21 protein-coding genes and 1 other annotated feature (1 of these 22 running past the window's edge) are annotated in these 21494 nt (G+C 41.7%); of the genes, 3 read left to right on the top strand and 18 right to left on the bottom strand.

The annotated features are described in order from the left end of the window. Positions 1 to 146: a binding site (T-box leader), on the top strand (it extends 73 nt beyond the left edge of the window). Between the two features lie 53 nt (positions 147 to 199). Continuing rightward, positions 200 to 1195: a tryptophan--tRNA ligase gene (trpS, locus tag MKY11_RS05635; RefSeq protein ID WP_008348488.1), complete on the top strand. Its 996-nt coding sequence runs from the start codon at positions 200 to 202 to the stop codon at positions 1193 to 1195. Positions 1196 to 1230: 35 nt separating this feature from the next. On the opposite strand, the gene MKY11_RS05630 is transcribed toward trpS, so the two are convergent. The 9 genes from MKY11_RS05630 to MKY11_RS05590 form a co-directional block, all read right to left on the bottom strand. Continuing rightward, a complete protein-coding gene (locus MKY11_RS05630; protein ID WP_025207150.1) occupies positions 1231 to 1983 on the bottom strand; it encodes a YjbA family protein in 753 nt (250 codons plus the stop codon). A 165-nt stretch (positions 1984 to 2148) separates the two neighbouring features. Continuing rightward, positions 2149 to 3048, bottom strand: a complete 900-nt coding sequence (gene opp4C / locus MKY11_RS05625; RefSeq protein ID WP_274660996.1) for an oligopeptide ABC transporter permease — start codon at positions 3046 to 3048, stop codon at positions 2149 to 2151. A 33-nt stretch (positions 3049 to 3081) separates the two neighbouring features. After that, positions 3082 to 4032 (bottom strand): ABC transporter permease, encoded by a 951-nt coding sequence (locus MKY11_RS05620; protein ID WP_008348492.1) that lies wholly within the window; start codon positions 4030 to 4032, stop codon positions 3082 to 3084. 77 nt (positions 4033 to 4109) lie between these two features. After that, positions 4110 to 5744 (bottom strand): peptide-binding protein, encoded by a 1635-nt coding sequence (locus tag MKY11_RS05615; RefSeq protein WP_039167353.1) that lies wholly within the window; start codon positions 5742 to 5744, stop codon positions 4110 to 4112. Positions 5745 to 5830: 86 nt separating this feature from the next. Beyond that, complete coding sequence (locus tag MKY11_RS05610; RefSeq protein ID WP_029575386.1) at positions 5831 to 6826, bottom strand: dipeptide ABC transporter ATP-binding protein; 996 nt, start codon at positions 6824 to 6826, stop codon at positions 5831 to 5833. 23 nt (positions 6827 to 6849) lie between these two features. Then, positions 6850 to 7830, bottom strand: coding sequence for an ABC transporter ATP-binding protein (locus MKY11_RS05605; RefSeq protein ID WP_160757907.1), 981 nt, complete (start codon positions 7828 to 7830; stop codon positions 6850 to 6852). A 170-nt stretch (positions 7831 to 8000) separates the two neighbouring features. Then, positions 8001 to 8795, bottom strand: coding sequence for a DUF2268 domain-containing protein (locus MKY11_RS05600; protein ID WP_056407963.1), 795 nt, complete (start codon positions 8793 to 8795; stop codon positions 8001 to 8003). A gap of 77 nt (positions 8796 to 8872) precedes the next feature. Continuing rightward, a complete protein-coding gene (fabF, locus tag MKY11_RS05595; protein WP_008348501.1) occupies positions 8873 to 10114 on the bottom strand; it encodes a beta-ketoacyl-ACP synthase II in 1242 nt (413 codons plus the stop codon). A gap of 21 nt (positions 10115 to 10135) precedes the next feature. Continuing rightward, the gene (locus MKY11_RS05590; RefSeq protein WP_024720058.1) at positions 10136 to 11074 is read right to left on the bottom strand and encodes a beta-ketoacyl-ACP synthase III; all 939 of its coding nucleotides are present in this window, start codon (positions 11072 to 11074) and stop codon (positions 10136 to 10138) included. A 169-nt stretch (positions 11075 to 11243) separates the two neighbouring features. Between MKY11_RS05590 and MKY11_RS05585 the strand changes: the two genes are divergently transcribed. Then, positions 11244 to 11477, top strand: coding sequence for a hypothetical protein (locus MKY11_RS05585; protein WP_008348506.1), 234 nt, complete (start codon positions 11244 to 11246; stop codon positions 11475 to 11477). Between the two features lie 11 nt (positions 11478 to 11488). On the opposite strand, the gene MKY11_RS05580 is transcribed toward MKY11_RS05585, so the two are convergent. The 4 genes from MKY11_RS05580 to MKY11_RS05565 form a co-directional block, all read right to left on the bottom strand. Further along, a complete protein-coding gene (locus MKY11_RS05580; RefSeq protein ID WP_024720057.1) occupies positions 11489 to 11686 on the bottom strand; it encodes a ComZ family protein in 198 nt (65 codons plus the stop codon). 11 nt (positions 11687 to 11697) lie between these two features. After that, on the bottom strand, positions 11698 to 12663 hold the full coding sequence (locus MKY11_RS05575) for a BMP family ABC transporter substrate-binding protein (protein WP_017360174.1): 966 nt from the start codon (positions 12661 to 12663) through the stop codon (positions 11698 to 11700). A 90-nt stretch (positions 12664 to 12753) separates the two neighbouring features. Further along, entirely contained in the window at positions 12754 to 13329 is a 576-nt protein-coding gene (locus MKY11_RS05570; protein ID WP_342501928.1) for a nad binding enzyme, read from the bottom strand. Between the two features lie 75 nt (positions 13330 to 13404). Then, positions 13405 to 14145: a hypothetical protein gene (locus tag MKY11_RS05565; RefSeq protein ID WP_007499048.1), complete on the bottom strand. Its 741-nt coding sequence runs from the start codon at positions 14143 to 14145 to the stop codon at positions 13405 to 13407. A gap of 212 nt (positions 14146 to 14357) precedes the next feature. On the opposite strand from MKY11_RS05565, the gene MKY11_RS05560 reads away from it, so the two are divergent. Beyond that, entirely contained in the window at positions 14358 to 14552 is a 195-nt protein-coding gene (locus MKY11_RS05560) for a YjzD family protein (protein ID WP_024720055.1), read from the top strand. Between the two features lie 119 nt (positions 14553 to 14671). On the opposite strand, the gene MKY11_RS05555 is transcribed toward MKY11_RS05560, so the two are convergent. The 5 genes from MKY11_RS05555 to MKY11_RS05535 all read right to left on the bottom strand — a co-directional run bounded on the left by MKY11_RS05555 (position 14672) and on the right by MKY11_RS05535 (position 21471). Beyond that, a complete protein-coding gene (locus MKY11_RS05555; protein WP_007499050.1) occupies positions 14672 to 15937 on the bottom strand; it encodes an MFS transporter in 1266 nt (421 codons plus the stop codon). A 169-nt stretch (positions 15938 to 16106) separates the two neighbouring features. Continuing rightward, positions 16107 to 16286 (bottom strand): YjzC family protein, encoded by a 180-nt coding sequence (locus MKY11_RS05550; protein ID WP_008348517.1) that lies wholly within the window; start codon positions 16284 to 16286, stop codon positions 16107 to 16109. Positions 16287 to 16389: 103 nt separating this feature from the next. Then, complete coding sequence (argF, locus tag MKY11_RS05545; protein WP_024720054.1) at positions 16390 to 17340, bottom strand: ornithine carbamoyltransferase; 951 nt, start codon at positions 17338 to 17340, stop codon at positions 16390 to 16392. Continuing rightward, positions 17337 to 20417, bottom strand: coding sequence for a carbamoyl phosphate synthase large subunit (locus MKY11_RS05540; RefSeq protein ID WP_096881231.1), 3081 nt, complete (start codon positions 20415 to 20417; stop codon positions 17337 to 17339). The genes argF and MKY11_RS05540 overlap by 4 nt, the downstream gene beginning before the upstream one ends. Beyond that, the gene (locus MKY11_RS05535) at positions 20410 to 21471 is read right to left on the bottom strand and encodes a carbamoyl phosphate synthase small subunit (protein ID WP_342501927.1); all 1062 of its coding nucleotides are present in this window, start codon (positions 21469 to 21471) and stop codon (positions 20410 to 20412) included. Before MKY11_RS05535 ends, MKY11_RS05540 begins: the two co-directional genes overlap by 8 nt. Positions 21472 to 21494 lie beyond the last annotated feature (23 nt).

Below are 21494 nucleotides of genomic sequence, written 5' to 3'. Positions count from 1 at the left end.
TGGCATGTATGGAATGGGCTTTGGAGCAGCTAACCGAACACTTGACAGAGTCAGTAGGCTTAGACGGAGCAGTCTCCGATATCAACGTCTTGAGTGATTTCGTATTGAAATAACAAGGGTGGTACCACGGTTCATTCGTCCCTTTTCTGTTGAAAAGTGATGGGTGGGCCTTTTTATATTGAAGAAAAGAGGTTTTAGTATGACAAAAAAGACGATTTTCTCAGGCATACAGCCTAGCGGTTCTGTGACATTGGGGAACTACATTGGAGCGATGAAACAATTTGTCGATCTTCAGCATGATTACAACGGCTACTTTTGTGTGGTCGATCAGCATGCCATTACGGTGAGTCAGGATCGTTTAGCCCTTCGACAAAATATTAGAAGCTTAGCCGCTCTTTATTTGGCAGTGGGACTTGATCCTGAGAAGGCAACATTGTTTATCCAATCAGAGGTACCTGCCCACGCCCAGGCAGGATGGATGCTGCAATGTGTCGCTTATATTGGGGAATTAGAAAGAATGACTCAATTTAAGGACAAATCTGCTGGTAAGGAAGCAGTCGTTTCAGGACTATTAACGTATCCGCCATTAATGGCTGGCGATATTTTGTTATACGGTACGGACTTAGTTCCTGTAGGAGAAGATCAAAAGCAGCATCTTGAATTAACGAGAACGCTTGCTGAACGCTTTAACCGAAAGTATAACGACATCTTTACTGTACCTGAAGTCAAAATTCCAAAAGAAGGCGCTCGGATTATGTCTTTAACAGACCCAACGAAAAAGATGAGCAAATCTGATCCGAACCAAAAATCTTTCATTACCTTATTAGATGAGCCAAAACAGCTTGAAAAGAAAATCAAAAGTGCTGTGACTGATTCAGAAGGCATCGTCAAATATGACAAAGAAAACAAACCTGGAATTGCCAACTTGCTGACGATTTATTCTGTATTAGGGAACGTATCGATTGCAGAGCTTGAACAAAAATACGAAGGCAAAGGTTATGGTGAATTTAAGGGAGATCTTGCGAACGTTGTCGTGGATGCGTTAAAACCGATTCAAGATCGCTATTATGAACTCATTGAGTCAGATGAGCTTGACCGCATTTTAGATGAGGGTGCTGAAAAGGCAAACCGTGCGGCAAACAAAATGCTGAAAAAAATGGAGAATGCAATGGGTCTTGGCCGGAAACGCAAATAAAACAAGCTTGCAGCATATTCAGCTGCAAGCTTGTTCTAATTCACTTTTGATTCGTTTTCCATTTCCCAAAGTTTTTCAAAAAATGGCTGTCCTTTAATCATTTTTTCACAAAAGGCTAAATGGTTTTCTGACCATCCATCAATGGTTTCGTTATAAAGCATGTTCCAAATTTCCTCGAAAGACATTCGTTTGATCTGGTTGTACATGCGCGGATTCCATTCTGTATACCAATAGGCAATTTCTGCTCGGTTTTGAAGCCCCTTTAGTTGATCTAGCGCCATAAACATCAGCTGCTTCAGCTGTCTTTCTTTTCTCGTTAATCCGCTGATATGCTGCGGTGGTAATGATAGGATGTGATATTCTTTCGTCGATTCAAGGCTGTCCGGCGTGAATTCATACTCCTCTGCCTTCACATCTTTCACCATTTCATAGACCAATTGCTCCTGTCTTGGAATCAATCGGCTCTTTCTCACAGGGATGGAATAACCAATCGTATCCACAGCGATGATTCTTATCCCGTCCGTAACCACAAAGCAATACTCTAATTTACGGCGTTCATGATTTTTTCGAATATATGATTTCTCAAATACAGTCTCTAGCAGCGTCTTTGGCAGCTCTGATAGATCATTCTCTATGTAATCAAACAAAGGACTCTGCACCTTGAGTAAAGGTACTTGATCTAACAGCTCCACGCTGTCCTCCTTGCGCCACTCATGAAAATGACACACATTATAGCCATTCTCTTCCCCTTCAAACCAATTCACCCATACGTCATGAAGAAATAACATAACCAATCCCTCACTTTTTAAAAACTGTTGTCCACAGTATGGGCAAGGGATAGAGAAATTATTCCAACTTTATTAAAACTTCGCCCTGACGGAAGGACGGCTTTATTTCCTGGGAAAAGGAGAACGTCTCGCAGAGTCCTTTCACGATCTTCTATAAGCAGAACCTTATTTTAGCTTTTTAGGATCAAGAGCATCTCTCAGTCCATCACCTAAGAAGTTAAAGCATAAAACGGTAAGTAGAATCAGTAAACCTGGGAACAGTGGATACCACCATGCTTGCACCATTATGGAGAAATTTTGTGCATCTTGAAGCATGTTTCCCCAGCTCGCCGTTGGAGGCTGGATGCCGAACCCTAGATAGCTAAGTGTCGACTCAGCTAGAATAACAGAACCGACTTTCAATGTAGCAGACACAATGATAGGGCCGATACAGTTCGGTAAAATATGCGAAAAGATGATGACATGGTTTTTCGTTCCGATCGTTCTTGCTGCGAGTACGAATTCTCTTGTGCGAAGTGACAAGAATTCACTGCGGATCAGCCTGGCGGTTGTTGTCCAGCCAGTCAGTGCAAAGATTAAAATCAATTTATCAATACCCGGTTTAAAAATTGTCACTAGCGTGATCAAGAGAAAAATATCTGGAATAGACAATACGACATCCACCATTCTCATGAGCACAGAATCAACAAAGCCTTTAAAGTATCCCGCTACCGCCCCAATGACGGTACCAATGGTGATGGCTCCGATTACTGAGACAAAGCCAACTAATAGAGACACCCTCGCTCCGTATAGCACCCTTGAAAAAATATCTCGACCAAACTTGTCGGTTCCCATAAAATGCTCTGCACTTGGAGGCTGTAGCCGTTTCAACAAGTCTTGCTGTTCCGGTGCGTAAGGTGCGATCACCGGGGCGAAAATAGCGGAAAAGATAATGACCAATAAAATAGCGGAGCCGGCAACCGCCAATTTATTTTTGAAAAATTTCTCGCAAAATAAACGAAGCATCGTCTCTGGTTTTGGCGGAAGGCCTTCTTTTAATTTGAGATCAACTGGAGGTGTTCCCATATTAGGTTGTGCCAATTGTGCTTCAGCTCCCTTCTAATATTCAATACGCGGATCAACGATCGCATAGAGAATATCCGCTATTAAGTTTCCAACGACCACGAGCACAGCAGAGATAACAGTCATCGCCATAATGACGGGATAATCTCTTGAAAAAGCAGAATCGATAAACAGTTTCCCAAGCCCTGGCCATGTGAAGATTTGTTCCACCACGACTGCGCCGCCAATAAAGGATGGAATCATGAGTCCAAAGATCGTAATAACAGGCATCAGACCGTTTCTCAATCCATGTTTGAAGATGACTTTGTTCTCTCTAAAACCTTTCGCTCGCGCCGTGCGAATGTAATCCTGCCGCATCACATCGAGCATACTTGACCTTGTATATCGTGTAAGGCCGGCCATATCAGCTGTTGCTAAAACAAAGGCCGGTAAAATAATATGATGAAGCCGGTCAAATAGATTAAAATCTGCATTTAAGGTAGAGACACCCCCGGTCGGAAACCATCCTAAATTCACTGATAACACCATAATCAGGATCAAACCAAACCAGAAATTCGGAATAGCCAGTCCGATAAATGATGTAACCGTAATACCATAGTCAAGTTTTGTATACGGACGTTTTGCTGAAAGAACACCAAATGGGATGGCAATGATCAGGGCAACTAATGTAGAAAAGATCATGAGGATGAGGGTATTTGGCAGCCGGGCAAAAATCAAATCCGACACGGGCGTTCCTTTTTTTACAATGGATGTGCCAAAGTCACCTTGAAGCATATTGCCGAGCCATTTCATATATTGCACATATTCAGGATCGTTCAAGCCGTACTTATCAATAAAGGCTTCCCGGTCTGCGGCACTAATGGTCGGGTCCATCATGAGTGACATCGGATCGCCTGGTGCTGCTTTCATAATCGCAAAGGACAAAATCGTAATACCAAACAAAATTGGGATGGAAAGAAGTGTCCTTCTAATGATATATGTAACCATATGCACAACTCCTTTTTCATCGGATGGCCATACTATGATGAAAAAAGGGGAGACCCCTCCCCTTCTTCACTAGCAGACTACTGTTCAATCCACCATTTTTCGATTTTGTAATATTCATCTTTCGGGTGGTAAGAGTAGCCTTGTAGATTAGATGGCATCGCGCGATGTGAGTTGGCATAATAAAGGAACGTATACGGCTGGTCTTCTGCAATCAGCTCATAAATTTTTTCATACGCCTTTGAATACTCTTTACGATCACTCAAGTTTTTGGCATCAACTAGCAGTTTATCGACTTCTTCATTTTTATACCAAATGTTATTTAAGCCTTTTTCAGACTGACTCGAATGGAAAATGCTGTATTGGTCAGGGAATGTCGCTAAGCTCCAGCCGAGTAATAACGCATCATAATCCCATTTTGGCGGGGTTGTTTGTTCGATTAATGCACTAAATTCTACAATTTGCGGTTTTGCTTCAATGCCAATTTCTTTGAGCTGCTGCTGGACAACGACAGCAATATCTTCACGGACTTTGTTTCCTTGGTTCGTCTTCAAGACGAAGGAGAACTTCTTACCGTCCTTATCAAGATAACCATCTCCATCTGTATCCTCCCAGCCTTCTTCTTTCAGCATCTTTTTCGCTTTTTCTTGATCAAATTCAAATACTGGGACTTTTTCATCTTTTGGGTAGTTCCATGACAGCGGGCTTTCTGGGATGTTGGCTACTTTCCCGTCTCCATCTAACACTTGATCGACAATCGTTTGACGATCAATGGCATGGGTAAGAGCTTGACGGACTTTTTTACTTTTGAACAGTTCGTTTTTCTGATTCCAGCCAATATATGAATAATTTAGCCCTAGATCAGATTCAATTTTGATGTTACTAACTTTTTCAGCTGTTTGCAGTTCTGCTCCAGGCACTGCAAAGAAATCAATATCACCTGCGGATAACTGAGCCATGGCTGCATTTTGATCAGGAATCGTTTTAATGGTGACTGTATCAAGGTATGGCCGTCCATCCCAATAGTCATCAAATGCTTCGAGTTTGACATAGTCTCCTTCTTTCCACTCGGCAAATTTAAATGGACCGGAGCCGATTGGATTTTTTCGGTTAAATTCATTTTCGCCAAGATCCTTTATAGGGACATCACCTAAAATATGCTTTGGTAAAATCCCATAGCTTCCTAGCGTGACATTATAAAAATATGGATCTTTTTTATTCAGCTTAAATTCGACCGAATAGTCCCCTGTTTTTTTGACAGACTCTAATACTTCAAAGCCTGATCCACGCTCACCATTGTAATCCTTATTAATCGGAATGCTGTATGTAAACACAACATCATCAGCAGTCAGTTCTTCTCCATCATGAAACTTCACGCCTTTTCTAATGGTCACATCAAACTGTTTGCCGTCATCGGATTCTTTAATATCTTCTGCCAACGCCAGCTGTGGGTTTAGCTTTCCATCTGTTTGTAGTAAAAAGCTATAGATTCTTTCTTCAATATCAGAACTTGCCACGTCTGTTGAGTAAAGTGAGTTAAATAATGTAGGCTCTGCAATCGAACCAATGACAAGATCGCCGCCTTGTACAGGTTTACCTGTGGATTTCTTTTCACTGTCTCCAGACGTTTTATTTCCACCAGAACAAGCAGCAAGGATCAATGTAAAGATCAGCAGCAAACTGACCAAAATGGACTTTCTCTTTTTATCTTTCATAGACAATTCCCCCTATCTTTTTTTAAAAAATGATGACAGAAGCCCGTTTTATCCCCCCTCTCAAAGATGAGATCATACAAGCGTGATCAAGCGTCGTAGAGGTGGCAGGCCACAAAGTGGTTCGTTTTTAATTCTTGAAATTGTGGTACTTTTTCTTTACAGACTTCTTTCGCATGCGGGCATCTTGTATGAAACACACAGCCTTTTGGCGGATTTGCAGGGCTTGGTAAATCCCCTTGCAGCATAATCCGTTCCCTTTTCACCTGACCTTTTTTACGGGTGACTGGAACGGAAGATAAAAGCGCCTGTGTATACGGATGAAGCGGATCATCGTACAGGCTATGCTTATCTGCAAGTTCCATCATTTTGCCAAGATACATGACGCCCACTCGATCACTAATGTGGCGGACCACACTGAGATCGTGAGAGATAAAGAGATAGGTGAGGTCAAACTCTTCTTGAAGCTCTTCCATCAAATTGATGACCTGCGCCTGAATGGAGACGTCAAGCGCTGAAACAGGCTCATCTGCTATGATCATTTCAGGATTCATGGCAAGTGCACGAGCGATACCGATCCGCTGCCTTTGTCCGCCGGAGAATTCGTGCGGGTATCGATTCGCAAAACTTGGGTGAAGGCCGACTTTGGATAAAAGCTGTTCTACTTTTTCATTTCTTTCTTTTAAGGAATATAAGTGATGTGTTTTGTAGGGTTCTTTGATGATACTTCGAAGTGTTTTTCTAGGGTTGAGTGATGCAAAGGGATCTTGAAAAACCATTTGGATGTTTTTCCTTGTTGATTGTCTTAGTTTTGATTCAGAAACATGAGAGATATCTTGCCCTTTAAATAGAATTTGTCCTTCTGTTGGTTCATATAAACGAATCATCGTCCGTCCTAATGTGGATTTACCGCATCCAGACTCTCCAACGATGCCTAACGTTTCGCCTTTATAAATGTTTAAGTCGATGCCGTCAACCGCTTTGACTGCTCCTACTTTCTTTTGCAGCACCCCAGCTTTAATCGGAAAGTGTTTTCGTATATTTTTTAATTCCAGGATGGTTTCTTTCTCAGATCGATCTGTCATGTATGGTTGATTTTCAGCAAGTGTCATGTTTGGCTTGCCTCCTCATATAAGAAACACCTGACGCTTCTACCATTTTCAAAGGTTGTCAGTTTGGGCAATTCACTTATGCAGCGTTCCATTACTTTCGGGCATCTAGGCGCAAAACGGCATCCTGCCGGAAGCTGATCTGGCGCAGGGACATTTCCTTTTATCGCCGTTAATGGCTGAATGTCTCCGTCAATGACTGGGATGGATTCAAGCAGTCCTTCTGTGTATGGGTGAAGCGGCTCATCAAACAACTCTTCAACGGTTCCATTTTCAACAACCTGTCCGCAGTACATGACAATGACGCGGTCTGCTACTTCCGACACAACACCTAAATCATGCGTAATGAGAAGTATAGATGTACCAAAGGTCGAACATAAATCTTTCATTAAGGTCAGCACCTGGGCTTGTATGGTCACATCGAGAGCAGTAGTCGGCTCATCCGCAATGAGGAGCTTCGGATCACAGCTTAGCGCAATGGCGATCATGACTCGTTGACGCATACCGCCGGATAAACGGTGCGGGTAATCTTTGATGATTTGTTCTGGCCTGGAAAAGCCTACAAGCTTTAGCAAATCAATCGCTTTTTTGGTCGCTTCTTTTTTTGAAAGTTTTTTGTGGTAAATGAGGATTTCTGTTATTTGTTCCCCGATGGTTAAGACGGGATTAAGTGAGGTCATGGGTTCCTGAAAGATCATGGATACATCATTACCGCGAATATTGCACAATTCCTTTTCACTATATGTAACAAGGTCTTTTCCATCAAGCTTAATGGAACCATCCATAATCTTCCCACCAGTCCCATTAATCAGACCCATGATGGATAAAGACGTAATACTTTTACCAGACCCAGACTCACCGACTAATGCGACTGTTTCCCCTTTTTTGATACTAAAATCCACGCCATCAACAGCAGGTATTGGTTCCTTTTTTCGAAAAAAATAGGTTTTTAAGTTTTGCACTTCAAGCAGTGTGCTCATGCATTCGCCCCTTTCTCCATAGATTAAATGAACCGAATCGAAAAATTCTGCCTTTTTAGAATAAAAAGAATTATCAAAATTTATATTTGTATATTATTACATCAGCATGACGAAATCAAGAATTATTTAGTAAAATTGTAATATGTCACTTTTTTTGTGAATGATTGTCTTTATGATTCTATCGCCTTTAAAAACGTTTCCGCTGGCTCCGCAATCATAGACTCCTCGCTGATTCGGTGCTCATCGAAATACTTTTTCACGATATAAAATCCAGTGGCATAGCCAAGCATTTTGGGGTAGTTCCCTTTTCCATAAAGGAGATTCTGTATCAGCCTTTCGTCGTCCTGCACTTTCTGATAAAGGTGACTGGATACCCATTTCTTGTACATGCGCTGCAGCTGCGATTCGTCATATAAAGTCGTCCACTTTGCTGTATAGCTTTCTCCATATCTATGATACACAGCATATTCAGCGAGCCCCTCCATCATGATTGTATCAAGGAATGTAAAATCTTTTTCTTCTTTCGTGAGAAAATGCAACCTGCATACATGATGATATTCATGCGTCAGCAACGTACCGATTCGTTCCTTCGGTGTATGCGGGGATAAAAAAAGAAAGATTTTGTCATCAAATGCCATTCCGGATTGAAAGTAAAATTGTTCTCTGATCTCTTTGCTGCTCTCATTAACAGGCAAAATAAAGACGGGGACATCAGGACCTCCCCACTTTTTTTGCAGCGCTTTGTATTCTTTCATCACAAGCTTGAAATACCCTTTTTCTTTGAGCTTGTCGATCATTTCCTGGCAGGCGTTCCATGATCGCACCATTCCGTGATGTTGTAAATGGGCAAGAATAGATGATCCTTCTTTTTTCTCCGCTCCTTTAAAATAAGGGACAAAACGTGCCGCCAGCTCCTGAAATGATGATGATTGTTGGATGAGATATTGTGTATTGATCAGACCCATACCGCTGAACACCTCCATTTTCATCATATGCAAAAAGGCGACGATCTGTTTATAGATCGCCGCCTTCTTAAGACATATTACGCTTCGTATTTTTTGAAGATAATTGTCGCATTGTGCCCGCCAAAACCAAGTGAGTTGCTCAACGCAACTTGTACTTCTTTTGAACGTGCTTCATTTGCTACATAATCAAGATCACATTCTTCATCTGGTGTTTCAAGGTTAATCGTTGGCGGAATGACACTGTCTTTAATCGCCAGAACAGAGAAAATCGCTTCTACTCCGCCTGCTGCACCAAGTAAATGACCTGTCATTGATTTTGTCGAACTGATCGCAAGCTGATTCGCATGCTCTCCAAACACTTCTTTAATCGCCATTGTTTCAAACTTATCATTATACGGTGTGCTTGTTCCGTGGGCATTGATATAATCAATTTCTTCCACTGTTAAACCTGCATCACGAATTGCTTCTTTCATTGCACGTACGCCGCCTTCTCCGTTTGGAGCAGGTGCTGTGATATGGTATGCATCTCCAGTTGAACCGTAGCCAACGATTTCTGCATAAATGGTCGCACCACGTTTTAACGCATGCTCTAATTCTTCAAGAACAACAATTCCCGCTCCCTCACCCATCACAAATCCGTCACGGTTTTTATCAAATGGACGACTTGCTGTATCTGGATCAGGATTTGTCGAAAGGGCTTTGTTTGCACAGAAACCAGCAAACGACATTTTCGTTAATGGTGCTTCTGTTCCACCTGTAATCATCGCATCTGCATCTCCGCGCTGAATCACTTTAAAGGCATCACCAATGGAGTTTGTTCCTGTCGCACATGCTGTCACTGTACAAGAGTTAACCCCTTTTGCGCCAAGTGCAATCGAAATTTGACCTGTCGCCATATCTGGAATCATCATTGGAACGAAGAACGGGCTTACGCGTCTTGCTCCTTTATTTGAATACACTTCGAATTGCTCTTCGAATGTTTCAAGTCCGCCAATACCAGATCCAACCCATACCCCAACACGAGGTGCGTTTTCATCTGTAATTTCAAGGCGTGAATCTTCTAAAGCCTTTTGAGCAGCAACGACTGCATATTGTGTGAAGCGTGCCATCTTTCTCGCTTCTTTTTTCTCCATGTAATCTTCGATGTTAAAATCTTTTAGTTCTGCTGCTACTTTTGCTGTATATTCACTTGAATCGACACGTGTGATCGGGCCAACACCTGATACACCTGCTACAGCATTTTTCCATGTTGTCTCTACATCGTTGCCAAGAGGTGTCAAAGCACCTAATCCTGTAACAACTACTCGTTTCTTATCCATTAATTTGTGCACCCCACTCTTTTATCGGCCCCATCGCATAGCGATTGCGCCCCACGTTAATCCTCCACCAAAACCAACCATTACAATCACATCGCCGTCATGAATTTTTCCGGCTTCAATTTCTTCACATAGTGAAATTGGAATGGATGCTGCTGATGTGTTTCCATATTTATGGACTGTTTTCGACATTTTTTCAACTGGCAGCTCTAAGCGTTCGCGTGCCGCTTCCATAATGCGAATGTTTGCTTGATGCGGAATCAAGAAGTCTACGTCTTCTTTTGATAGTCCAGCTTTTTCAATCACGTTTACACTTGACTCGCCCATTTGTCTCACAGCAAATTTAAATACTTCTCTTCCATTCATGATTGTATGATCTTTTTCATCTAAGTACAAGTGCTTCCCGCCTCTTCCATCGGCTCCAAGCTCAAATGATAGAATTCCCTTGCCTTCGCTGACTGTTCCTAGTACAGCAGCACCTGCTCCATCTCCAAACAAAACAGCTGTGTTGCGGTCATCCCAGTCGGTAATGCGAGAAAGCTTTTCTACACCAACGACAAGCACATGTTTGTAAGTGCCAGATTCGATAAATTGTTTTCCAGTAACAAGCCCATACATAAAGCCAGCGCAGGCAGCGCTAATATCCATTGCACATGCTTTATGTGCACCGAGCTGCTCTTGAATCATACAAGCGACTGTCGGAAATGCTTGATCTGGCGTAACTGTCGCTACAAGAATCATATCAATATCTTCTGCAGCCACATCTGCGTCAGCTAATGCTTTTTTTGCAGCAGCAAGCGCCATATGAGATGTATTGACATCATCAGATGCAATTCTTCTTTCTTCTATACCTGTTCTAGTACGAATCCACTCGTCAGAAGTTTCAACCATTTTTTCTAAATCACGATTTGTTAATACTTTTTCAGGTATATAGCGGCCAAGGCCAATAATTCCAGCATTCATTGAATAAGACTCCTTTTACTCATACGAGCATGTGATATTGTGATCTTATATTAGTATCTGGTACTAATTTTACCTTATTTTTTTCTCCTTGGCAATACAAACGTCTAACCTTTCCTCTCACTTTTTTCATAGATTAATGATATACCAATAGTAGAAAGGAACATGTGATATGGCGCAAAAGGATATTTTCTCAGCAATGATGTTTGGTCAGCCGCTTGAAAAGGAGAAAAGCAAGACAGAAAAAAAGGAGGAGCGTGCAGAGACTTCTTCAAGTGATGACTCCATTGACTACATGCATGTCATGAATCAAATTGGAAACATTATGAACTCCATCGATGAGCTGAAGCCTGTGTTTAAAGATGTCGGCCCTATGATTAGTGCCTTCAAGAAAAAATTATCATAAAAAAAAAGCCACTATTCTGTGGCTTTTTCTGATGCTGCATCTGCTTTTCCAAGCTCATATGCCTCTTGCATGACAGATGTAAACAAAGAGAGAAGCGGCTGAAGTGCTTCTGGATCAAGCTGAATCCCTGCTTTATCTAATTCTTCTTTTGCTTGTGGAAAATACTTCATCGCAATTTGTAAAAACTCCATCGATTTTTCGTGTTGCATGTTCAACGTCCTCACTTTTCATTTGGCAATTTGCCTGTTTTTTTGTAATTCGCAATATCCTTCTCAATGTCTTTCACAAAAGCGCGGTCTATGGTTGAGCTAAATTTCCCCATTTCGATCACTCCTTCTTTAAAGTCAAAGGAGTACTCACCTTGTTCGTTTAGCTTGCCTTCATTAAACTTCTTCGCAATGATACTGTACGCTTTATCGACATGCTGTACAGTGCTAGTTAACACCGTATGGCTTCCAAGGTTGGATTGATCAGTGACATATCCGATCGCAGATAAATTGTCGGTTTTGATTTGTTCAATGACAGGGATATTATAACCATCACCTGCTGGATACACAACATCTACACCTTGTTTTTTCAATTTTTGATAGAGGTTCACCGCTTTGTCAGCATCATCCCAGTTTTCGACAAATTCCGCTAGGACTTGCACATGTTCGTCCTGATATTTTGCACCTTTGATAAAACCGTCTACTTCACTTTGCCAATCATATGTAGCCAGAATACCAATCTTTTTTGTTTTGGACATATGTGCTGCTGTCATGCCTCCGAAAAAGCCCATTGCTTCTCCTTTAAACGTGACGTTTGTGACATTATCAGCTTGAGGCTTGCCTCCATTGACCGTGATAAATTGTGTTTTCGGATAATCTTCACTGATCAAGTTGAAAATTTCGCTGTATTCATTGCCATGGCCAATAATTAAATTGACTCCTTTTTTATGAAATTCTTCAATGGCATCAACGATTTTCTCCTTGTCGACCATCCCTTCCTTATAATAAACATCTACACCAAATGTTGATTGGATATTTAATAAGCCTTTATAACCTTTCGTTCCCCAAACTTGATCATTAATCGTATCGGGGACGAGTAAACCCACCTTCTCAATATGTCCTTTTAACGGCGCCTGCGAGCAGGCAGATAGCATAAGAAGAAGGAACGAAAAGATCATGACAAGCCGCTGGTACTTCATGCCATGTTCAACTCCCTTTGCAACACGCAGGCATGAACCTGTATGTTAAATATAGGTTTATTTTATACTGAAAAAAGATAAGATGGAAGATCATTCTTGCTTTTTGTCGAAAAATGTTGAGTTTTGTCTTTTCCATTCTGCTATGATTTCTTCTGCTTGTTTGTCACCTGTTTGTCTTTCTACCTTCAATTGATGGATCATTTCCTGCCTTTGATCAGTCCGTGCCCACTTTAAAAGCTCCTTTGCGACATCTTCTACAAAAAATGCGTGATCGTCCTTTATTCGTCTCTCTTCATGGAGTGTCCACGGACCAAACATGCGTGGAAGGATAACAGCCGAAACACTTTGTTCATGCGAATGGCTTTCGGGTTCTTCGTAAAACAAGCGGTATATGCCATGCTTCGCTTCGAGGTCTGTCTCTCTGTTCATTGAATCATCTGATTGAAAAAAGATCAGGTCATATGCCTCTTTCCTATCTTGACCCTCAATAACGCGGACAAGATCATTGCGGCCGAGCCACATCATCCGCTCTTCTAATAACACTTTTTGCTCCTCTGACTGCTCCTTAGGATATGTGATATCCACTTGTATGCCCTCTTTCATCATATATTCACAAAGTGTCAGCCCAAAAAATTCATCTGCACCTATGATCAGTCCTGTTTCCATGTTCATGTCCCCTTTTTTAGCATATCGAATAAAAAGAAGAGCCCTTTCCATGAAGGGCTGTTATCATCCTATTCATTACAATTCTCTTTCATGCGATTTATAAAACTTGTGAATGGACTGAAAGATTCTTCTTGGATGATCAAACATATGCAAGGTAAGGTCCATCTGACAATGGTCTGGATTCATCATATGTTGATCAATAAATGGCTTTGCATGTAGTTCATAGGCATACGGTGCGCCGTTTAGTCTCTGCCATATATGAATCGGTACATGAGCTGAATGAACGGGGCAAGAAGGAAGTGGATACGTTTCTGCTTCCTTTGCAGAGCACCCATAGCTCTGTGCGAGTTCTTTCATGAACTGTTTGTAGAAGAATTTGTGTTCCTTTTCTCTTTCTCTTTGTGCTTGCAGGTGTAAACATGGATTCATCATGGCTATAGACCTTAGCACTTCTGGCATTTCTTCGGCAAGACTCATGGCGACAAGTGCGCCCATTCCCTCTGCCAGCACATGAATTTCCCGGTTTAATATTTCTTGTTTTAATGTGTGATGAACAAGCTGTTTCGCACTAAAAACAGCATCTTCACATCCCCAGTGATTCCCATGAAGATGACTATTAAACAATGTATATCCTTCATCCTTTAAAGCAGTTAATAGCTGGTTTCTTCCGTAATGCTGAAGCCAGAATGATGTATTTTCCTGCACAAAGTGATTTCGGTCACCGAGGATTAGAATGCCAAAGCCATTTGGTTTTTGAGGAAGGTGAATGACGTTCCACTGGGAACCAAGCTGGAAAAAACGTTCGCTTACACCCATATGGCCAGCCTCCTTTCAGTGATTCTGCTTTCTATGATATGAACAACAACTCTTGTAGGAATAAGGAAATCCCCTAAAGACAGAAGAATTCTTTTTATTTTTATAGTAGAAGGTCTCAAAATGATCACATAAAGGCGGAAAACAGTCTTTTCTCTGAACTCGTATCTATGGTATGATAGTCAATAGATTGTTACATAAAGGACGGTGGAATAATGCATTACATTATCACCCTCATTTGGACTTTTCTGCTGACACATATGGCTGGTTACATCGTTTCATCTATGAATGGAGCTGCTTATGATTTTACGTTAACTTCCATTCTTGCCATAGTGTTTACGGTTATTTTATTCATCTTTGCTGAAGTAAGTCCAATGAAAGAAACAGAAAGTTCAACAGAACATTCTTAATATTGCTGGAAAAGAGCTAATGATTTGAGATTAGCTCTTTTTCTTTTTTTCAGAATGATGACCAGAAGTTGAGAGCGCACGCTAAAACCCCCTGCCGTCAATTACAGGGGGTTTTTGAGTTACACCTCAACCGTTTCGGACTTCTGTTTGTCTGCTGACAAATGGCTTTTCGCTAGCCCTGTGAACAGGAAGATCGCGATGCCTGATAAAATCTCAAGCACACCACCCCCCGCAATGACAGGTCCTGCTCCAAAGCGTTCTGCCAGGACGCCCGATATGACGGCTGCAAGCGGGAGAAAGACATTTGATGACGCATTGATCACGGCATATACTTGCGGCTGATCTTCTTGGTCAACAGACGTTTGAATAATGACCATCTCTGGGACATTGATCGCACTGACGGCTGCACCAAAAATAAAGGAAGCTAGAAGAACGACTGGAAGCCATGTACTCATTCCAGTGATAAAGAATGCAGCTCCTTCAATCATGCCTGCGACAATAAAGAACAAGCCGAATCTTTTGATTTTCACCTTCGCCAGTGCAAAGCCCATCATAAACGCACCGACTGCAGCGACACCTCTTAAAATGGAATACACCATTGAATCACTTTGCAGCGCTTCTGCTACATATACAGCGGATAATGCCTGCCACGGAGCTGCGGCGACATTCATTAAAATACAATAAAGGGTCAGTGCAAATAAAATATGATGATTTTTAACGACTAGAAAGCCTCTTTTTAAGTTATACAGATATGTATTCTTTGCTTGTTTAATGTCTGCTGCTTTTTCTGCATCTGACTTTTGGAGTTTAACGCCAATAATGAACAAGCCCGATATGATAAATAAAGCAGTGGTGATTAGGAGCGTATCTGCAGGGCCAATTAATTTGACCAAAAGACCAGCGACCATCACCGCAGCAAGTGCGACAATTTCAAAAGATGATTGCAGGATCGCATTTGCTTTTTGAATGAGATGCTTTGGAACAATCTGCGGCAGGATGGCCACAGAAGCCGGGTTATATGCTGCACCTGTTGCCGATTGAATAACCATTAATGAGATCAATAACCATAGAGGCAATATGTGCGAAAAATGCAGTAGTGGAATAATGAGTACAATGGTTGCTCGAATGACATCTGAAGCAAACATCCATTTAGATAAATGATGTCTTTTCATAAGAGGTCCTAGTATTGGGGCCAACAATGATGAAGGAAGAACTGTCACTGCTAGAAGAAGTCCGGTACCGAGCGCTCCATCCCCTCTTAAAATCAATAACCAAAGAACGGATGTAAAAGCAAAACTTTCTCCTGTATTTTTTATGAGTCTTGATATGAACAATGAGGTGAAGCGTTTATTCCAAACACTTTCACTGAGATTCATCTTTTCCATCACACAAATCCTTTCAACCTTATACTATTTTTACATATTTTACCTTAATCTTTCTTTTTTTCATACTATTTATTTGAAAATTGGAACTTAATTGTTTTTTATTATAAAGAAAAAAGAGGCATGACACATGCCTCTAAAGACTTATTCATATGGACTCTTAGTCAATTGCTTACGGCTTTCTTTGGTACGTCCAAACACGGTTATGGTTCGAGTTATCCGGAAAGACGTCTCCTGCTTTAAGCTTTATCTTTAAAGGATCTTTCACCATACTACCGGTCTCACCGATTTCGATATAAACACCATTATTAGGTGCCTTATTACCAGATTTAAACTGATGCTGTTGACCCATTTCCATCCTCCTTTCTCGATTGATGTTATTATGTCCCGTCCATTGCCTCTCCAATCCAATATGTAAAAAGTCCCTGCTCAGTCGAGACAGGGACACTTGTAATTTATTTAGGTTGTTGATACATGAGCTCTTTGATTAACGCTTTTTGCACATGCAGACGATTTTCTGCTTGCTGGAATACTTTAGAATGTGGTCCATCAATGATATCAGCCGTCACTTCTTCTCCGCGATGTGCCGGCAGACAATGAAGGAAGATATAATCTGCTGCTGCATGTTGCATGAGTTCCTCATTGACTTGATATTCTTTAAATTCTGCTAGACGTTTCTCTGTTTCAGCTTCCTGTCCCATGCTTGTAAATACGTCTGAATAAATGACATCTGCATCCTGAACAGCAGCTACTGGATCTGTTGTGACGATGACTTCTGCGCCTGATTGTTTTGCAAACGCCCGGGCAGTGTCTGTCACCTCTTGAAGAGGTTCATAACCTTTTGGTGATGCAACGGCAATGTCACAGCCTAACTGCGCGCAGCCGACCATTAAGGAATGAGCCACATTATTCCCATCACCGATGTACGCCACTTTCACACCTTTTAGTGTGCCTTTTGCTTCTTTAATCGTCAGTAAATCAGCCAGTGCCTGACATGGATGAGAGTAGTCCGTTAGTCCGTTGATCACTGGAATAGAGGCGTATTTTGCAAGTTCTTCTACCTTCTCATGTTCAAAGGTTCGAATCATAATGCCATCTACATACCCAGACAGCACCTGCGCTGTATCACCAATCGTTTCTCCTCTGCCAATTTGCAGATCATTTGAGCTGAGGAAGAGCGCATGTCCGCCTAGCTGCGTCATGCCCGCTTCAAACGAGACACGGGTTCTAGTTGAAGATTTTTCAAAGATCATCGCTAATGTTTTTCCTTTGAATAAATCTTGATATGGATGTTGTTTCATTTCTTCTGCTTTTTCAATTAAGTACGCAATGTCATTGATCGAAAAGTCTTTTAACGATAAAAAGTCTTTTCCGTATAATGCCGGTTGCACGTCGACTTGGCTCATGCCGTCACTTCCTTTTTATATAATTCGTGGAGAGATACTGGTGATACATCTCCATCTTTTCCTTGCAGGAACGCTTGCGCCGTTTCATATTCGGTTAGAACTTGAACACCATGTGTGAGTGCTTTTACACGCTGTTCTTTTGCCTCTTCATCATCACCTAAATGAATGTGAAGCGATTTATCGTCTTGTTGCAGCCACGATTCAAAGCTGCCAGTCCAGACGTCAAAGCCTGCTCGTTTTGCTTCATCTACGAATAATTCACTGCCTTGTATAAAGAGGCTTCCTTTCTGTTTCCAGATCGGTGCAAACACTTTTTTCAAGGCGCTTTCGACGTTCTTTCCTACACACATTCCTTCACCCGTCGCCTTCATTTCAGGTGTGAGCTTTAAATCGATATCTTGAATGGCATGTGAGGAGAAGACCGGGAATTTAACAGCTGTGCCCCCCTTATTCTTCGTTGCCGGTTTCAATTCTTCAAGCGTTGCACCAGCTAACAGCTGAGTCGCCATTGGAATCATGTCAACACCCATGACTTTACTTACAACTGGGACAGTCCGGCTTGCCCGAGGATTCACCTCTAATACGAGCGCCTGGTTCCCTTTTATCACAAATTGAATATTCATAATGCCTTTAAAAGCTAATTTCTTTGCGATTTGTTCAGAAGCGTTATACACCTGTTGTTTGATGTCTTCACTAATAGAGACACTTGGTAAGATGGCAAAGCTGTCACCTGAGTGTACGCCCGCTTTTTCAATATGCTCAACAATGGTTGGAATGAATGTCGTTTGTCCGTCTGAAATGAGATCCACTTCCACTTCTTTTCCAGTGACATACTCATCAATTAAGATCGGATAAGGTAAATGATCTGGCTGATCAAGTAGTTCTGCCAATTGAGCTTCTGTATGAACAACGATCATGCCCATTCCACCAATGACATATGATGGACGAATAAGAACAGGGTACCCGATGCTTGCAGCATGCCCCAGTGCTTCTTCTTTTGAATGAGCTGTATCTCCTTTTGCATGAGGAAGATTCAGTTCATCAAGAAGCTGATAGAATAAATCGCGATCTTCTAATGCATCTAGTGTGTCAAAGGACGTGCCTAACAAGGTAACGCCGGCTTTTTCTAAACCTTCCGCCACATTGATTGCTGTCTGCCCGCCAAATTGAACGATGACAAAATCAATTTGCTCCGCTTCAACTACGTTTAAAATATGTTCTAACGTGATCGGCTCAAAGTATAAACGATCTGCAATCTCATAATCGGTACTAACCGTTTCTGGATTATTGTTCATCATGATGGTTTCAAATCCAAGCTTTTGTAAAGTAAGAACGCCGTGAACGGCACTATAATCAAACTCGACCCCTTGCCCAATTCGAATCGGACCAGAGCCAATGATGAGTGCACGCTCCTTTGTTTTCTCTTGATGCTCTCCATCACTTTTGCCAAAGTACGTAGAATAGAAGTAATTCGTTTTTGCATCGAATTCAGCCGCACATGTATCGACAATTTTAAATGAAGCGGCAATGCCATACTCTTGGCGAAGCTGTCTGATATCTTGTTCACTGCGATCCGTCAGAGAAGCGATTGTTTCATCAAGGAAACCTTTTTCTTTCACCTTTCTTAAGGTGTCTTTGGATAGCGTCCCCTGATGATTCTTCAATTCTTGTTCGAGTGTGATCATATTCTTGAAGACATGTAAGAAAAACAGATCAATCTTCGTCGTTTCATGAATCGTTTCAACGGTTTCTTGTCTGGAAAGCAGCTCCATGACAGCGAAGAAACGGCGATCGTCCGGTGTTTTGATTAATTCAAATAATTGTTCAGTCGAATGTTCTTTCAGTTCAGGCAAGTGGAAGCCCTTTGTTTTGATTTCAAGTGATGCGACTGCTTTTTGAATGGCAGATTCTAAATTACGGTCAATCGCCATGACTTCACCAGTTGCCTTCATTTTTGTGCCTAATTTCCGGTCTGCCTGTTTAAATTTATCGAACGGCCAACGCGGGAATTTCACCACGACATAATCGAGTGCCGGCTCAAAGCTAGCATACGTTGTTCCTGTAAGCGGATTTTTCAATTCATCTAGTGTATAACCGACCGCAAGTTTTGCCGCCATTTTGGCAATCGGATAGCCTGTTGCTTTCGATGCAAGAGCAGAAGACCGGCTGACCCGAGGGTTGACCTCAATGACAAAATATTCTTTGCTAAGTGGATCAAGAGCGAACTGGATATTACAGCCGCCAACGACATCAAGCGCTGAAATGATTTTTAAGCTCGCTGAACGGAGCATTTGATAATCCTGATCCGTTAATGTCTGTGACGGTGCAACGACAATCGAGTCGCCTGTATGCACACCAACTGGATCGATATTTTCCATGTTACATACAGTGATACACGTATTTTGACGATCTCTCATGACCTCATACTCGACTTCTTTAAAGCCAGCAATGCTTTTTTCAACTAAGCACTGATGAATCGGACTCGCTAGAAGAGCACCTTCAATCAGCGGTTTAAAAGCCTCTTCAGTTAAAGCGATGCCTCCCCCTTTACCACCAAGTGTGTAGGCTGGTCGAAGAATGACGGGAAAACCCACTTCTTTTGCAAATTGAAGGGCGTCTTTCGCATTATCTACAATTTCACTTTCTGGTACAGGTTCATTCAAATGCTTCATGAGAGCACGGAATTTCTCACGATCTTCACCGTTTTCAATTGTTTCAACTGACGTTCCGAGCAGTTTTACCCCATGCTTTTTCAGCACACCGGCTTTTTCCAGCTCGACAGCAAGGTTTAAAGCCGTCTGTCCGCCAAGATTGGCTAAAAGACCATCTGGTTTCTCTTTTTCAATGATTCTTGTCACTGAATCAACTGAAAGCGGTTCAAAATAAATTTCATCAGCAAATGACTCGTCTGTCATAATGGTTGCTGGGTTGTTATTCACTAAGATGACGTTGTAGCCTTCTTCTTTTAAGGCCATACAACCTTGTGTTCCTGAGTAATCAAATTCTGCTGCCTGACCAATGATGATTGGACCAGACCCGATGACTAGAATGGTTTGTATGCTTTGATCTTTAGGCATGTGCGACTTCTCTCCTTGCTTGTTTCACTTTCTCAATAAAATCATCGAATACCCATTCACTTTCTGCAGGGCCTGGATGTGCTTCTGGATGAAATTGAACGGACATAATCAGCTTCTCTTTATGAATGAATCCTTCAACAGATCCGTCATTCACGTGGAGGAATTTGACGTCCACTTCTTTGTCATTCATGCTTTTTTCATTGACCACATAGCTATGATTTTGGCTTGTCATAAAGACACGTTTTGATTCTGTATCTTGTACAGGATGATTCGCCCCGCGGTGGCCAAAAGGAAGCTTATACGTATCCCCGCCAAGCGCAAGAGCAATTAATTGATGACCTAAGCAAATGCCTAGTGTCGGGAAGGTCATCATGATGTCATGAATGGTTTTTAAATATGGCTTCATTGTTTTTGGATCTCCAGGTCCATTTGACAAAAGGATCGCATCTGGCTTGATATCAAATACCTTTTCCATTTGTTTGTACGGAATCACTGTGACTTTACAGCCGCGCGCTTCGAGTGAGTCCGCAATAGATTTTTTAAAGCCAAAATCAATGAGCGCTACATGTTCCTCGCCGCTTCCTTGTGTGTATACTTCATCTTCTGTGACCTGCTCAATCACATTGTCTTGCTTCATTGCAGGAGGCGTTTCATTTTCGTCTAAACTAAGCACTGCATTCATCGTTCCATTTGCTCGAATGTTCTGCACAACTGCGCGAGTATCTGTATGTGTAAGAAGCGGAATGTTCCACTTCTGTAAATAATCTTTTATGCTTACGGCTGCAAGGTGATGAGAAAAATGGTCAGCTGCCTCATAGACAACGACCGCCTTCACTTGTGGTTTTTTGCTCTCAAAGTCTTCATGATTGATGCCGTAATTTCCGATGAGCGGATATGTGAAGACAATGATTTGTCCTTTATAAGAAGGATCTGTAAGCACCTCTTGATAACCTGTCATCCCTGTAAAAAAGACCACTTCACCTGTCATGCCAGCTTCTCCTGTCAGATCTCCTTCAAAAGAGGCTCCATCTTCTAAATTTAAATAACCTTTCATGCTTGTGTCACCCCATATTGAAT

Origin of the sequence: Bacillus sp. FSL W7-1085 (genome assembly GCF_038595035.1) — a bacterium.
Classification (GTDB): Bacteria; Bacillota; Bacilli; order Bacillales; family Bacillaceae; genus Bacillus; species Bacillus altitudinis.
The sequence above is the reverse complement of the archived record's forward strand: the minus strand, read 5'-3'. Positions and strand labels throughout refer to the sequence as shown.